Consider the following 14,005-nt stretch of genomic DNA (forward strand, 5'->3'; position numbering starts at 1 on the left):
CTCTTGGGAAAGAACGGCCGCAGCCGCTCCATCTGCTCGTCGGTCAGCCAAAACAGGTCGCTCATTCCGGTCTCCTTGCGGAGCCTGAATCAGATCGCAACGCTCACATCAATGGGTCCTGACCCTAACCACATAGCTAGAACAGGACGGGAACAGACATCAAGTCAGGTCGCCTTCATCGGCGTCAACTTATTCGCATATTCGCTTAGTCGCTTAGTCTTGATGATATTGCTGAATCAGAGCCGTTTTCCGCTTTCGTTCCTGCCGATCCTGACTCATAGAATCGTCATGCCGATCGCACGCGAACATCGCTGGCTCTATCCGATCGATTGGCGCGAGCTGTCAGCCTTCATCCGCTTCGGCCGCGCCAAGGGACGCTGCGAGCATTGCCGTCGCCCGCATGGCCGCGACGTGCTGCACCTGGGCGATGGGGTCTGGTGGGACGAGGACGCGGCCTGCTGGCGCGACGGGCGGGGCAGGGGGGTTCGTCACCTGTCGTCGCCGGACGATCTCGCGCGCGCACAACCGGGCCTCGCCGGCATCGCCCCGCCCGCCTCGATGCGGGTCACGCGCGTCGTCCTCGCCAGCGCGCACCTGAACCACGATCCCGGCGACAACCGGCCGCGCAACCTGGCGGCACTCTGCCAGCGGTGCCACATGCGGCACGATGCCGGCGAGCATCGCCGGCGCCGCTGGCTCAATGCCTTCCGGCTGCGCGCGATCGGCGACCTGTTCGCTTGACTGCCGGGCCGTAGGCCCGGCCCGAGGGTTGGGTGGGTGGGACAGATACACGGCCGTCGAACGACGGCCTCCACTACGTCGGTAGGCTAAGCGAGCTGCGCCCACCCGGAATGTGTCGGTAAAGCGTCGACGGCTGCACCCCGAGCTGCGCTGCCACCTCCTCGACGGTGATGGTCGGATCGGCAAGCATGGCCTTGGCGCGCTTGATCTCGGCCGGCCCCATCGACGGCTTGCGCCCGCCACGCCGCCCCAAGGCCCGCGCCTGGGCAAGTCCAGCATGGGTGCGCTCCAAGGTCAGCTCGCGCTCGAACTCGGCGACGGCCGCGAAGACGTGGAACACAAGCCGCCCGCCAGGGCTGGTGGTGTCGATCGCCTGGGTGAGCACCCTAAGGCCGATCTCGCGCTTGGCGAGATCTTCGGCCGTTTCCACGAGCTGCCGCACCGATCGCGCGAGCCGGTCCAGCTTCCACACCGCCAGCGTGTCGCCGGCACGGAGATAATCGAGCGCGGCTCGCAACTCCGGTCGTTCGCGCTGCGCGCCCGATGCCTTCTCTATGAACACCCGCTCGCACCCGGCTTCTCGAAGCGCATCGAGCTGTAGGGCAGGGGACTGATCCCTGGTGGATACGCGCGCATAGCCGACGAGCAAAGCCGTTCTCCGAAAACTCGACACAACCTAGCTGGATTTCGGAGAAGGAAACAAGGGACGGATTTCGGAACCTGACGGGGCCGTTTTAGCGGCCCGGCTGCGATCGGCGCGATCCTCGCGCAATCGACCGTTTGCGCGAGACGGGGTGATTGCAGCACCTACGCAGTCGCATGTTGGTCGAGCAAGTCGATCACGGCGCAACTTGCCGCCCCGTCGCCCCCGCAACGGTCGATAGTCGTGGCGAGCACGCTTTCGAGCTGCGCCAGATCGACCATCTTGGCGCGAACACGCTCCAGATGGTGGGCCGCGATCTCGCGGACCTCACAGCATGACGCCTGCGCGGGACCGCCAAGTGATAGGATCGCGCGCACCTCGGCCGGGGTGAAACCGAGTTCTCGCGCGCGACGGATGAATCCAAGGGCGCGGACGTGATCGGCCCCATATACCCGCCGCCCGCCGCTCGTGCGGGGTGGCGTTGTGAGAACGCCGACGCGCTCAAAATATCGGATTGTCTCGATGTTCACACCAGTCCGGCGCGACAGCTCGCCTATCGCGATGCTTTGCTCGACGCGCATAAATCGCTTGCTCCTGTAGCCGCTACAGGAGGCATAGCGGGTCATTCCTCCGGAGACGACCGATGAACCAAGGGACGATCCCGCACGAAACCCTGGGTCCGCCCGCGCCGACCCGTCGAGCCGACACGGGGCTATCCGTCCTCGGCGCGCTGACTAGCTTCGGCGCGGTCCTGGCCGCTGCCTCCTGCTGCGTCCTGCCGCTCGCGCTTGCGGCAATGGGCGTTGGAGCCGGCGTTTCCAGTACCTTCGCCGCGCTGATGCCGCTGCGCTGGCCGCTGACGGCACTCTCGCTCATCGGTCTGGCTGCCGGGTGGTGGGCCTATGCGCGGCGCCGAAGGGCTTGCGCTGCGGATCGGTCCTGCACCGTGCCGCTGCCTTCTAGCGCCACTCCGATCGTGCTCGCGATCGGCACGGTCCTAACGGTGGTCGCGTTAATATGGGATCGCCTTGAAGCGCCATTGATGAAGGCGCTTTCCTGATGCAGCTCACCTCCGCCCTGACCTGCCCCAAGTGCGGCGGGGTCGCGACCGAGACGATGCCCACCAACGCCTGCCAGTTCTTCTATGATTGCCGGCATTGTGCGGCGGTGCTGCGGCCGTTGGCCGGCGACTGCTGTGTGTTCTGCTCATTCGGCGATGTACCATGCCCTCCGATTCAGGAAGCGAAAGCAAACGGGCGTGTGGCGGGCTGCTGCGGGTGAGGCGAGCCCATGCCCCTTTGTGAACCGCGGTTCTGCACCGCTCAAGGACGCGAAAAAGCGTAGTTGCTACTTCAGTCTCATCCAACCGGTTGTGACACCGATCTATCTCTCGTTGAAACATTCGTTTTCGAGGGGGCATCTGAACAGGACAGCATTTCGGGCGCTCCAAAAGCCCTTGCTCCTCCAGTGGCTAGAGCATGTAACCGCAATTTGCTCTCCCGCGGACGGGAGGCTGGAGACGGCTTTTTGACGGCCCGTGTTGAAGCAATCGGTATGTCTCGACGCTCGTTAGTGGCGCGGCTGCTGGCCTGCGGAACCGGCTTGGTGCTCGGTTCTCCTACGCACGCGCTAGGGACTTCCCGGTCTGCGAGCTCGTGGAACTTTGGTGCGGCTCACCTCGAATGGGAGCCGCTGGAAGTCGGCACGGGTAATACCCTCCTTGTTTCGGCGCAAGTGGGCGGAGTGCCGGTGCGGGCGGTGCTCGACAGTGGCAGCGGCGCGTCGATCATGAGCACGGCGCTCGCGGCGAAGCTCGGCTTGAACAATGGTGAGCGGCGCATGATTAGCGGGCTGAGCGCCAAGGCCCCGGTGCTGCTGGTGCGCGACATCGACGTGCAGCTCGCCCGCGAAACCCGTCGCTTACCCTTTGCCATTGTTGGTGATCTGAGTGCAGTGTCGGCGGCCTTCGGACGACCGATCGATATTCTCCTCGGCGCGGATATGTTCACGGGGAACTGCATCGCGCTCGATTTCGAGAACAGGCGTATGGCGGTCGTCAAGTCGGGGACGTTCCTCGCCGGCCCTGATTGGCGCGCTGTCGCGCTCGGGCGCGGTGCCAAGCAGGAGCTGTTCATTCGGGCCTCCGTCGCGGGCTTGTCTCCCGTGCCGTTGATGATCGATCTTGGCAGTTCGACCGCGCTGATGCTCTCGGCGGCCTATGCCCGCGATCAAGGGCTGTTGAACGGCAAGCTCGTCTCGACCGCGGCGATCGGCGGCGTCGATGGTGTGCGAATCAACGATGCGTTCACGATCCAGAACATCAACATCGAAGGGCTCGGTGTCTCGAACGTCCCCACACTCGGGATGAGAGCTTGGCTCTCCACCAGCACGGTTGGCAACGTCGGCCTACCGCTTATCGCTCAATTCGACGTGGTGTTCGATGTGACGGCCGGGTTCGTGTGGCTTCGGCAGCTCGGTCCTCGTCGTCGCCTGCCGATGCTGAAGGATCGTAGCGGCCTTGGCCTCGCAGCTTCACCAACGGCGCTCACCGTCGTTCATGTGGCAGCGAACAGTCCCGCGGAAAAGGTTGGCTGGGCGGTCGGCGACCGGATCGTGGCGGTGAACGGCCATTCGATCGATGCGAACTATACTCGTGGGGAACTCTGGCAAGCGCGCTCCCGGCCCGCTGGAACACTCGTAAAGCTGACGATGGCCTCAGGTGACGTGCGCGAGCTTAGGCTGGCCGATTATTATTGATCGGCTTGAGGGTGGCCTTTGCCGATCGCCTTCATGATCCGACAATCGGCCATGCGCGCCTTGGTGCAGCTCTGGCTGAGCATGGCGAGTTCGTCCCGCAACACCGCGAGTTGCGCCAGTCTCTCCTCCACATCCTTGAGGTGCTGAGCGGCGATAGCTGAGGCGGCACCGCAATCCTGGTCCGGGTTCTGCGCCAGCCCCATCAACGACCGAATCTCGTCGACCGAGAAGCCGAGCCGGCGTCCGTTGCGGATGAAGTGCAAACGCTCGATGTCGCTGGCGTCGTAGGTTCTGCGGCCCGACGCCGTGCGAGGGGCGGATCGCAGCAACCCGATCGACTCATAGAAGCGGATCGTCGTGACCTTCGTCGACGTCTCGCGAGCGAGCTGCCCGATCATCACCGGCTTCATATGCACCCTTGCTAATGCGAACGTCTCGCACATTTCGCTTGCTTCTACAGCGACTAGAGGTGGTAGGAAAGGCCGCATGGATGCTTCTACCGAAAGCTGCGGGTGCCACGGGGAGCCCGCGCGCGCGCAAACCGATCCGGCCTATCGCCGTGCGCTGCTGACCGTTGTGGTGCTCAACCTAGGTTTCGGCATTGCCGAGCTATTCGGCGGGTTCATCGCCGATAGCCAAGCACTGAAAGCCGACTCGCTCGATTTTCTCGGGGACGGGTCGATCAGCCTTATCGGTCTTCTCGCGCTTGCCTGGTCCGCGCGGGCGAGGGCAAAGGTTGCGCTGACGCAGGGGTTGTTCCTCGGTGCGCTTGGGGTGGGCGTGATCGGCTTCGCGATTTGGCGCGCCGTGAACGCAACCGCGCCCGATGCCGAACTGATGGGCGCAATCGGCGTTGTCGCGCTCGCGATCAATGTGGTGTCCGCCTTGGTGCTTGCGCGTTTCCGGGAAGGCGACGCCAATGTTCGCGCGATCTGGCTGTTCAGCCGCAACGACGCGCTCGCCAATGTCGCGGTGATCGCCGCGGCCGGTCTGGTGGCGTGGACGGGAAGCGCCTGGCCGGACCTCGCCGTCGCCGGCCTCATCGCCCTCCTGTTCCTCCACTCGGCTTATGAAATCGTCACCGGCGCTCGGCGCGAATTGGGAGAGCGGTAGTGCGTCTGCTCGCCTTGATCCGGGCAATGCTCTCGTTGCGGCTGCTCTCCGCGCTCGCTGCGCTGCTGATCCCGGCGGCGGCTATCGCCGAACCCGGCGACGTCCAAACCGCATGGCGGCTGCTCGACTATATGGCCGTCGATTATGGAGGCGCGGTCGCGAACGGTCGGATCAAGAGCGCTTCTGAGTACGCCGAAATGAATGAGTTTGCCGCGTCGGTCTCGACACGGCTTCAAGGCTTGCCGGCGAAGCCGGAGCGTCAAGCCCTCATCCAGCGGGCCGCCAACCTTCAGGCGGTGATCGCGGAAAAGGGATCGACTGAACAGGTGGCAGCACTGGCGCATGGGCTCGCGGCCGATCTGCTGCGCGCCTACCCGGTGCCGCTCGCGCCCGATAAGGCTCCGAACCTCGTCTCCGGCGATGCCCTGTTCCGGCAATCCTGCGCGTCCTGTCATGGGATGACAGGCAACGGCCGTGGCCCTGACGCCGCCAAGCTCGCTACGCCTCCGATCGCCTTCACCGATGCCGAGCGCGCGCGCCAGCGCAGCGTGTTCGCGCTCTATCAGGTGGTGACGCAAGGCATCGACGGGACGGCGATGCAGAGCTTCGCCGATCTGCCGAACGATCAGCGCTGGGCGGTAGCATTCCGAGCCGGGAGCTTCGCCTTCACGGATGCGCAGGCGCGCGAAGGCGAGCGGCTTTGGAAATCCAACCCGACCCTTCGCCGGCGCATTCCGGACCTGAAAACCCTGGTCGCGCTCACCCCGGCCGCGCTCGGCGCGGCGATCGGCGACGCCAAGGCTGACCCAGTGCTCGCGTTCCTGCGTCGTCATCCCGAACAGGTGATACAACAGGCTCCCGGCTCGCTCGCGGTCGCCCGCGCCAAACTCGCCGAAAGCGTGGCGGCTGCGCGGCGCGGCGATGCGCGCATGGCGAAAGAGCTGGCGCTGTCGGCCTATCTCGATGGGTTCGAGCCGATCGAGCCAACACTCACCGCGCGCGACGCGACGCTGATGGGTCGAATCGAGGGCGCGATGGGGGAGTTCCGCGCCTCGATCGACCGGGGCGCGTCGCCCGATGATCTCGCGGAGAAGGTCGCAGTACTGGGCGGCCTTTTCGACGATGCGGAAGCGGCGCTCGCGCCTGATGCCGCCACCGAAGCGTCCACGTTCCTGGGCGCGTTCACGATCCTGCTGCGTGAAGGGCTCGAAGCCCTGCTCATCGTTGTCGCCATGATCGCGTTCCTGCGTAAAGCCGAGCGCGGCGAGGCGCTGCGGTACGTGCATGGCGGCTGGGTCAGCGCGATCATCGCGGGCGGGATCACCTGGGCGGTCGCCACCTATGCGATCGGGATCAGCGGTGCGAGCCGGGAGCTGACGGAAGGGTTTGGCTCGCTGTTCGCCGCGGTCGTGCTGCTCTCGGTCGGGATTTGGATGCACGGCAAGGCGCAGGCCGATCAGTGGCAGCGCTATATTCGCGAGAAGATGTCGCGGGCGCTCTCGGGCGGGTCGGGCTGGTTCCTGTTCGGGCTGGCGTTCGTCGTAGTTTATCGCGAGGTCTTCGAGACGATCCTGTTCTATGCCGCGCTTTCGGCGCAAGGTGACAACGGGATGCTTCTCGCGGGGGCCGGGTCGGCGATTGGACTGCTCAGCCTGATCGCTTGGGCCATGCTTCGCTACAGTCGCAAGCTGCCGATCGCGCAGTTCTTCCGCTATAGCTCCTGGCTCATGGCGGTCCTGACCGTCGTGCTGGCGGGTAAAGGCGTCGCCGCGCTCCAGGAAGCCGGCCTTATCAACATCGCACCGCTCGCGGACGTGCCACGGCTGTCGATGCTCGGCGTGTTTCCAACTTGGCAATCGGTGCTGGCGCAACTCCTGATGGCGGTCGCCATTGCGGTCGGGTTCGCCTGGAACGGGCGCGACCGATCCCGCTCGGGTTCCGGCTCAGTGACCCTTGGTTCGAATTAGTGCAATGACATGAAAACCCTTCCGTGATAGAGGCAAGCTAGTGCGAGCCTTTTTGCCTTTCCTGACATGCCTGATGCTGGTCCTGACCAGCTTCTCCGGCATGGCCCATGCCGCCGATCTGGCGGGGGGAAGCATCGCGGGCGTTGAGTTCACGGTCCATACCGCCGGTGACATCGATCAGGTGCCATCGGACTCGGACAAGAATGTCCCGCATCATCACAATTATTGTCACGGACACGACGTCGGCGCGCCTGCGCGCACGACGATGGAATATACCCCCGTCCTCACAGTGCCCAAGCCGACAATCTCCGCCTCTGCGTCGCTCGACGGCCGCACCGGCATGGTCCATTTGAGGCCCCCCCAAGCCTGACGTCCGATTTGGGCGTGCGTTGGCGCGCCCCTGTCGATCATCGTCAGGAGTCCTATTTTCATGAATCGTATCCTCGCGGCCATGCTGGCCGCAGCGTCTTGCGCCACGATGGCGCAGGCGCAGGTCGGACCGTCCGCGCCTGTTGCGCAGGATGCGCCGGTCTACACGCTTGACCAAGCGGTCAGTGCAGCGGGCGGTTCGGCCCCTGCTGCGGAAGCGGCGACAGCTGGAATCGACGCGGCCCGTGCAGGTCGCACAGTCGCCGGCTTGCGGCCCAATCCGGTGGTTCAAGGCCAAGTCGAGAATGTCATCGGCTCCGGGCCGTATCGGGGGGTCCGCAGCGCGGAAACCACGGTCGGCTTTGCGATCCCGATCGAGCTAGGCGGCAAGCGCGGCGCCCGCGTCGCGGTCGCCAATGCGCAATTGTCCCGGGCCGAGATCCAGGCCGCGATCATCGCGGCGGATGTCCGGCTTCAGGTAACGCAGCTCTATGTCGAAGCGGTCGCGGCCGATCGCCGGGTAATGACAGCCCGCGATCAGGCCCGGATCGCCAGCGATGCGCTGCGGGCCGCGAGCGTTCGCGTGCAGGCAGGGCGGGCATCGCCACTCGAGCAACAGCGCGCGGATGTCGCGCGTATCAATGCCGACGCCAATGTGGAGCGGCAGCTTCGCTTGGCCGAGGCGGCCCGCGCCAATCTGGCGCGTCGGATCGGACGGCCGATCGACGGCCTGCTCGATGACACGCTGCTCGATCGCCTTCCCGGTGTGAACGTCTATGGGCCGTTGGCACCGGTCAACACGACCGGCACACTCGCGCTGGCGGCAGCCAACGCGGATTTCTCCATTGCCGAAGCCGGCGTGCGGCTCGCGCGCGCCAATCGCGTGCCTGACCTGAACGTCGGGCCGTCGATCCGCCGCCTGGAAGCGACCAACGACATGGCGGCGGTGTTCAGCGTGTCGATCCCGATCCCGGTGTTCAACAATGGTCGCGCCGCGATTGCGCAGGCGACCGCGCAGCGGACCCAGGCGGATGCGCAGCGCCGCGTGACCGCGCTCGACATCGAACAGGCGATCACGGACGCGCAGGCGCAGGCGGCCAATGCCGCAACGACGGCTCGTGCGGCGTCGGGGCCGGCGCTGGCGGCTGCACAGGAGGCCGCCCGCATCGCGCGGATCGGCTATCGCGAGGGCAAGTTCGGCCAGCTCGAATTGCTCGATGCTGAACGCACGCTCGCCGAAACGCGGGTCGCCGCGATCGACGCGCTTGCCAATTACCAGAATGCCCGCGCGCAAGTGGAGCGACTGACCGCTCGTGCGCCCAATGGGGGGAATCAGTGATGAAGAGCTTTTATCTCGCGGGCGCGGCGTCGCTCGCCCTGCTCTTGGCTGCCTGCGGCGGCAAGGATGGCGGAAACGAGGCAACTGCCGAAGGCGCAGCTGCCAATGAGACGGCAGCGGGCACGGAAAAGGGCGGTGCTGAAGGCGGTCATGCCGGTGAAGGCGTCGTCACATTGGGTGCCGACCAGATCGCCACAGCGGGCGTCCAGGTCGGACGGCCGATCATCGGCGGGGCCGGGACGATCGAGCTGCCCGCGATCATCGAGGGCGACCCACAGGGCACGCAGGTCGTCTCGGCCGCAATTGCGGGACGCGTGGTCGCGCTCACCCGTAACCTCGGCCAATCGGTCGGACGCGGCCAGACCATTGCGGTCATCGAAAGCCGCGAGGCGGCGCAGATCAAGGGCGAGGTCGAGGCGGCGCGGGCGCGGCTTCAGCTCGCTAATTCGAACCTCGCGCGCGAACAGCGGCTGTTCGCGCAGAGAGTCTCCCCTGAACAGGATCTGATCGCCGCCCGCACAGCGGCGACGGAGGCGCGGATCGCCCTGACGCAGGCGCAGAGCATGGTTTCGGCGGCGGGTGTCGGCGGCGGCGGGCTCAACCGGCTCGGCATTGCCGCGCCGATCTCGGGCCAGATCATTGCGCGCCCCGTGACGCTGGGACAAACGGTCGCGGCGGATGCCGAACTCTATCGCATCGCCAACCTGAGCCAGGTGTCGATCGCGCTTAATCTCAAGCCCGAGGATGCGGGCCGGGTGCGTCCCGGCAATACGGTGCTGGTGAAGGCGGCAGGCCGTCAGGCGACCGCCCGCGTGACCTTCGTGTCGCCGGCGCTTGATCCGCAGACGCGGCTCGTGCCTGCGCTCGCCACCCTCGACAATCGCGGTGGCGAATGGCGGGTCGGCGAGCCTGTGACGGCAGCCGTGCAGCTCACGGGCAGCGGCGGGAGCGGGGCGGTCCGCGTGCCGACGACGGCGGTCCAGAGTTTCGAGGGCAAGTCGGTCGTGTTCGTGCGCACGCCCACCGGCTTCAAGGCGACCCCGGTCCAGCTCGGCGATGCGTCGGGCGACACGGTGATCGTCCGGTCGGGCCTGACCGGCAACGAACAGATCGCCACCACCGGAAGTTTCACGCTCAAGGCCGAGATCGGCAAGGGCGAAGCGAGCCACGAGGATTAAGCCATGATCGCCCGTATCGTAACCTGGGCGGTCGAGAAGCGCTGGCTAGTCCTGCTCCTCACCGTCATCGTCGCCGCCATCGGCGCCTTTTCCCTCTACCGGCTACCGATCGACGCGGTGCCGGACATCACCAACAATCAGGTCCAGATCAACGTCCGCGCGCCTGCCCTCTCGCCCGAGCTGGTCGAGAAGCAGGTGTCGTTTCCAATCGAAACCGCGCTCGCCGGCACCCCCGGCCTGGAATATACGCGCTCGTTGAGCCGCAACGGCTTCGCGCAGATCACGGCGGTCTTTTCGGACGCGACGGACATCTATTTCGCCCGCCAGCAGGTGGGCGAGCGTCTGCGGGGCGTGCAAGAGAATCTGCCCGACGGCGTGAACCCTGAAATGGGTCCGATCGCGACAGGCCTGGGCGAGGTGTACATGTACACCGTTCGTCTCGATCATCGCGAGGACGACAAGCACAAGCCCGGTGAACCGGGCCAACAGCCCGATGGCAGCTACATCACGCCAGAGGGCGAGCGACTGACGACCGAAGAGGACAAGGCGACCTACCTGCGCACCGCGCAGGACTGGATCGTGACGCCGCTTCTGAAGACCACACCGGGCCTCGCCGGTGTCGACTCGATTGGCGGTTACGCCAAGCAGTTCCTCGTCGTGCCCGACGTGCAGAAGCTGGCCTCGCTCGGCATCACGCTGACGGACCTGGGAAATGCGCTGGAGCGCAATAACACCAGCGTCGGCGGTGGCTTCGTCAATCGCAATGGCGAAGGTCTGGCTGTTCGCTCGGATGCGCTCGTTCGCAATGCCAGCGAGTTGGCCAGGACCGTGATCGCGACACGTAACGGCGTGCCGATCACGGTCGAACAAGTTGCGACTGTGAAGACGGGTCAGGCGATCCGCATGGGTTCGGCATCGGAGAACGGTACCGAAGTCGTCGTCGGCACGGCGATCATGCGGATCGGCGAGAACAGCCGCATCGTGTCGACCGCGGTCGCTGAGAAACTGAAGACGATCAACGCTTCGCTGCCTCCTGACGTCGTAATTCAGCCGGTGCTGAACCGCACCGAGCTGGTCAATTCGACGATCAAGACGGTCGCGAAAAACCTGTCCGAAGGCGCGGTGCTGGTCATCGTCGTGCTCTTCCTGCTGCTCGGCAACTTCCGTGCGGCCCTGATCGCGGCGTTGGTCATCCCGATCACCATGATGCTGACAGGCTTTGGTATGCTGCGCGCTGGGGTCTCGGCCAATCTGATGAGCCTTGGGGCTTTGGACTTCGGTCTGATCGTCGACGGCGCCGTCATCATCGTTGAAAACGCGCTGAGGCGGCTTGCCGAACAACAGCATCATGAAGGTCGCTTGCTGACCGTCAAGGAACGGCTTGCGACCGTGGCAGCCGCCGCTCGCGAGATGATCCGCCCCTCGGTTTACGGGCAGGCAATCATCATCCTCGTCTACGTACCGCTGCTCACGCTGACCGGCGTGGAGGGTAAAACGTTCGGACCGATGGCGCTGACCGTCATCATCGCGCTCGCCTTCGCCTTCATCCTCTCTCTCACCTTCGTGCCGGCGATGATTGCGATCTGGCTGTCGAAGAAGGTCGAGGAGAAGGACGGCCGCATCATCACGTGGCTGAAGAAGCGCTACGAACCCGGTCTCGACCGGGCCATGAAGCGCCCGACGCTGACGATCGGTGCGGGTGTGGGAAGCCTTGTGGTGGCGGCGCTTGCTTTCACTACGCTCGGCTCGGTGTTCCTGCCGCAGCTCGACGAAGGCGATTTGCTGATCCAGTCGCTCCGCATTCCGGCAACGTCGGTCCAGCAGAGCCAGGCGATGCAGGTGCCGATCGAGCGGATGATGTCGAAGCAGCCGGAGGTGCAATTCGTCTATTCCAAGACGGGCACCGCCGAGCTGGCGGCCGACCCGATGCCGCCGAACGCGACCGACATGTTCGTCATCCTGAAGCCGCGCAAGGATTGGCCGGATCCTGAGCTTCCCAAGGAGGAGCTGGTCAGCCGGATCGAGGGTAATCTCGCGAAGATTCCGGGAAATGCCTACGAGATCACCCAGCCCATCCAGATGCGCTTCAACGAGCTGATCGCCGGCGTGCGCGGCGACATCGCGGTGAAGGTGTTCGGGGACGACTTCAACCAGATGAACCGGACGGCCGAGCAAATCGCGGCGGTGCTGCGCAGAACGCAAGGCGCAGCGGACGTGAAGGTGGAGCAGACGACCGGTCTTCCCATGCTCGACATTCGCGTCAACCGCGACGCGATGGCGCGGTTGGGCGTTACGGCTCAGGATGTGCAGGACACCGTGACTGCGACGATCGGCGGGCGAACATCGGGCCAGATCTTCGAGGGCGACCGTCGCTTCCCCGTGGTGATCCGCCTGTCGGAGGCGCAGCGTGCCGACATCGGCCTGCTCCAACAGGTGCAGGTGCCGGTGGCAGGCGGCGGCTATGTACCGCTGTCCAGCGTCGCCGAGATCAAGGTGGTCGATGGTCCGAACCAGATCAGCCGCGAGAACGGCAAGCGGCGCGTGGTGGTGCAAGCCAACGTGCGTGGCCGCGACGTCGGATCCGTCGTGGCGGATGCGCAGGCGGCGATCGGCAGCCAACTCCGGCTGCCTGCCGGCACCTATCTCGAATGGGGCGGCCAGTTCGAGAACCTCCAATCGGCAAGCGAACGGCTGAAGCTGGTCATTCCGGCTTGCTTCATCTTGATCCTGCTGCTCCTCTACGGGGCGTTGGGATCGGTCCGCGACGCCGCGATCGTGTTCACCGGCGTGCCTTTCGCGCTGGTGGGCGGCGTCCTGTTGCTGTTCCTGCGGGGCATGGACTTCTCGATCTCGGCGGCAGTGGGCTTCATCGCCCTCTCGGGCATCGCGGTCCTCAACGGCCTCGTCATGGTCAGCTCGATCCAAGATCTGATCCGATCAGGGATGAGCCGCGAGGAAGCCGCGCATGTTGGCGCGATGCAGCGTCTGCGACCCGTCATCATGACCGCGCTAGTCGCCAGCCTCGGCTTCGTGCCGATGGCGCTGGGCGAAGGCGCCGGCGCAGAGGTTCAAAAGCCTTTGGCGACGGTCGTCATCGGCGGTCTGATCTCGGCGACGCTTCTTACGCTGTTCGTGCTGCCGACACTCTATGCCCGGTTCGGGCAGAAAGTGATCGAGAAACCCGAGCACTACAATGAGGAGCATGAAGGGGACGACCACGGTCAGACCTTCGTGAACAACTTGGCCTGATGGATGGGCGGGGCGATCCGCGATCGCCCCGCCCATCTCTGGGAGATGGGGATATGCCTCGCACCATAACCAGCTCGATGCTTCACGGCGGGCCACTGCGCATCTGGTCGGCACTCACCGATCCGGATCATCGCCGGGCGTGGAGTCCGCTCGTATTTCTCGATGATCCGTCCCGGCTCGGCGACACAGAATGCACCTTTGCGATCCAGGGCATCACCCGGCCAATTCGGACGCCAGCACGGATTGATCGATTCGATAAACCGCACGCCTTCGCTTGGTCCTGCGGCATCCCCTATCTGTTCACGCTCGAAGAGCGGTACGAGCTGGCGGGGGACGATGGCGGCACCAGGCTAACGCATAGCTGCACGCTGCGCGGGGCGCTCTCCCTGCCGTTCGCGGCGATGATGTTGCGCCGCCTGCGATCCCTGATGGTCGAATCTGACGATCGCCTCGCAACCTATCTCCGCTGGCGGGTAGGTCAGCCTGCCCGGGCTATCAATCGTCAGCGCGTCCCCTTCCGCTACTGTGGATCGGCGTGGAAAAGGGACCCCGGTAGCGGGGTGATCGGCGTCGAAAAAGGACCCCTCATCCCGGTGGTCTAGGCTGCTCGCTTGGCGGTGTGTCAGGCGGCGAGATCGGGATGCTGGTA

13 protein-coding genes and 1 pseudogene are annotated in these 14,005 nt (G+C 65.2%); 11 read left to right on the forward strand and 3 right to left on the reverse strand.

The window, feature by feature from the left end; translation table 11 throughout:
- Window positions 1–741: hypothetical protein (locus tag HBH26_RS21365; protein ID WP_239024949.1), on the forward strand; the 741-nt coding region annotated here is incomplete at its 5' end.
- 73 nt (window positions 742–814) lie between these two features.
- On the opposite strand, the gene HBH26_RS19715 is transcribed toward HBH26_RS21365, so the two are convergent.
- Window positions 815–1,390, reverse strand: a complete 576-nt coding sequence (locus HBH26_RS19715) for a recombinase family protein (protein ID WP_168136306.1) — start codon at window positions 1,388–1,390, stop codon at window positions 815–817.
- Window positions 1,391–1,548: 158 nt separating this feature from the next.
- Entirely contained in the window at window positions 1,549–1,965 is a 417-nt protein-coding gene (locus HBH26_RS19720; RefSeq protein WP_047867282.1) for a MerR family transcriptional regulator, read from the reverse strand.
- 62 nt (window positions 1,966–2,027) lie between these two features.
- Between HBH26_RS19720 and HBH26_RS19725 the strand changes: the two genes are divergently transcribed.
- From HBH26_RS19725 to HBH26_RS19735, 3 genes are all read left to right on the forward strand, one after another.
- Complete coding sequence (locus HBH26_RS19725; protein WP_168136307.1) at window positions 2,028–2,444, forward strand: hypothetical protein; 417 nt, start codon at window positions 2,028–2,030, stop codon at window positions 2,442–2,444.
- Window positions 2,444–2,665: a GDCCVxC domain-containing (seleno)protein gene (locus HBH26_RS19730; protein ID WP_168136308.1), complete on the forward strand. Its 222-nt coding sequence runs from the start codon at window positions 2,444–2,446 to the stop codon at window positions 2,663–2,665. The genes HBH26_RS19725 and HBH26_RS19730 overlap by 1 nt, the downstream gene beginning before the upstream one ends.
- 273 nt (window positions 2,666–2,938) lie before the next feature.
- Window positions 2,939–4,141 (forward strand): aspartyl protease family protein, encoded by a 1,203-nt coding sequence (locus tag HBH26_RS19735; protein WP_168136312.1) that lies wholly within the window; start codon window positions 2,939–2,941, stop codon window positions 4,139–4,141.
- Here HBH26_RS19735 and HBH26_RS19740 read toward each other — a convergent pair.
- Window positions 4,135–4,551 carry a MerR family transcriptional regulator gene (locus HBH26_RS19740; protein WP_168136309.1) on the reverse strand — a complete coding sequence of 139 codons (417 nt, stop codon included), beginning with the start codon at window positions 4,549–4,551 and terminating at the stop codon, window positions 4,135–4,137. The two genes, HBH26_RS19735 and HBH26_RS19740, sit on opposite strands and share 7 nt — an antisense overlap.
- 76 nt (window positions 4,552–4,627) lie before the next feature.
- Here HBH26_RS19740 and HBH26_RS19745 point away from each other — a divergent pair, with 76 nt between their 5' ends.
- From HBH26_RS19745 to HBH26_RS19775, 7 genes and pseudogenes are all read left to right on the forward strand, one after another.
- A complete protein-coding gene (locus HBH26_RS19745; protein WP_168136310.1) occupies window positions 4,628–5,254 on the forward strand; it encodes a cation efflux transmembrane domain-containing protein in 627 nt (208 codons plus the stop codon).
- Complete coding sequence (locus HBH26_RS19750; RefSeq protein ID WP_168136311.1) at window positions 5,254–7,221, forward strand: FTR1 family protein; 1,968 nt, start codon at window positions 5,254–5,256, stop codon at window positions 7,219–7,221. The genes HBH26_RS19745 and HBH26_RS19750 overlap by 1 nt, the downstream gene beginning before the upstream one ends.
- Before the next feature lie 73 nt (window positions 7,222–7,294).
- On the forward strand, window positions 7,295–7,591 hold the full coding sequence (locus tag HBH26_RS19755; RefSeq protein WP_007406840.1) for a hypothetical protein: 297 nt from the start codon (window positions 7,295–7,297) through the stop codon (window positions 7,589–7,591).
- Window positions 7,592–7,651: 60 nt separating this feature from the next.
- A complete protein-coding gene (locus HBH26_RS19760) occupies window positions 7,652–8,929 on the forward strand; it encodes a TolC family protein (protein WP_004212875.1) in 1,278 nt (425 codons plus the stop codon).
- Window positions 8,929–10,107 carry an efflux RND transporter periplasmic adaptor subunit gene (locus HBH26_RS19765; protein ID WP_004212877.1) on the forward strand — a complete coding sequence of 393 codons (1,179 nt, stop codon included), beginning with the start codon at window positions 8,929–8,931 and terminating at the stop codon, window positions 10,105–10,107. Before HBH26_RS19760 ends, HBH26_RS19765 begins: the two co-directional genes overlap by 1 nt.
- 3 nt (window positions 10,108–10,110) lie before the next feature.
- Entirely contained in the window at window positions 10,111–13,356 is a 3,246-nt protein-coding gene (locus HBH26_RS19770) for an efflux RND transporter permease subunit (protein WP_039335367.1), read from the forward strand.
- A 53-nt stretch (window positions 13,357–13,409) separates the two neighbouring features.
- Window positions 13,410–13,877 (forward strand): annotated as a pseudogene (locus HBH26_RS19775) (SRPBCC domain-containing protein); the annotation flags it as partial.
- Window positions 13,878–14,005: the final 128 nt, after the last annotated feature.

Origin of the sequence: Sphingomonas corticis, assembly GCF_012035195.1 — a bacterium.
Taxonomy (GTDB): Bacteria; Pseudomonadota; Alphaproteobacteria; order Sphingomonadales; family Sphingomonadaceae; genus Sphingomonas; species Sphingomonas corticis.

What these genes read in the sequence shown, in the direction of transcription:
- HBH26_RS19720 (WP_047867282.1), bottom strand. Translation starts at nt 1,965, where the DNA reads ATGCGCGTCGAGCAAAGCATCGCGATAGGCGAGCTGTCGCGCCGGACT.
- HBH26_RS19725 (WP_168136307.1), top strand. Translation starts at nt 2,028, where the DNA reads ATGAACCAAGGGACGATCCCGCACGAAACCCTGGGTCCGCCCGCGCCG.
- HBH26_RS19730 (WP_168136308.1), top strand. Translation starts at nt 2,444, where the DNA reads ATGCAGCTCACCTCCGCCCTGACCTGCCCCAAGTGCGGCGGGGTCGCG.
- HBH26_RS19735 (WP_168136312.1), top strand. Translation starts at nt 2,939, where the DNA reads ATGTCTCGACGCTCGTTAGTGGCGCGGCTGCTGGCCTGCGGAACCGGC.
- HBH26_RS19740 (WP_168136309.1), bottom strand. Translation starts at nt 4,551, where the DNA reads ATGAAGCCGGTGATGATCGGGCAGCTCGCTCGCGAGACGTCGACGAAG.
- HBH26_RS19745 (WP_168136310.1), top strand. Translation starts at nt 4,628, where the DNA reads ATGGATGCTTCTACCGAAAGCTGCGGGTGCCACGGGGAGCCCGCGCGC.
- HBH26_RS19755 (WP_007406840.1), top strand. Translation starts at nt 7,295, where the DNA reads ATGCTGGTCCTGACCAGCTTCTCCGGCATGGCCCATGCCGCCGATCTG.
- HBH26_RS19760 (WP_004212875.1), top strand. Translation starts at nt 7,652, where the DNA reads ATGAATCGTATCCTCGCGGCCATGCTGGCCGCAGCGTCTTGCGCCACG.
- HBH26_RS19765 (WP_004212877.1), top strand. Translation starts at nt 8,929, where the DNA reads ATGAAGAGCTTTTATCTCGCGGGCGCGGCGTCGCTCGCCCTGCTCTTG.
- HBH26_RS19770 (WP_039335367.1), top strand. Translation starts at nt 10,111, where the DNA reads ATGATCGCCCGTATCGTAACCTGGGCGGTCGAGAAGCGCTGGCTAGTC.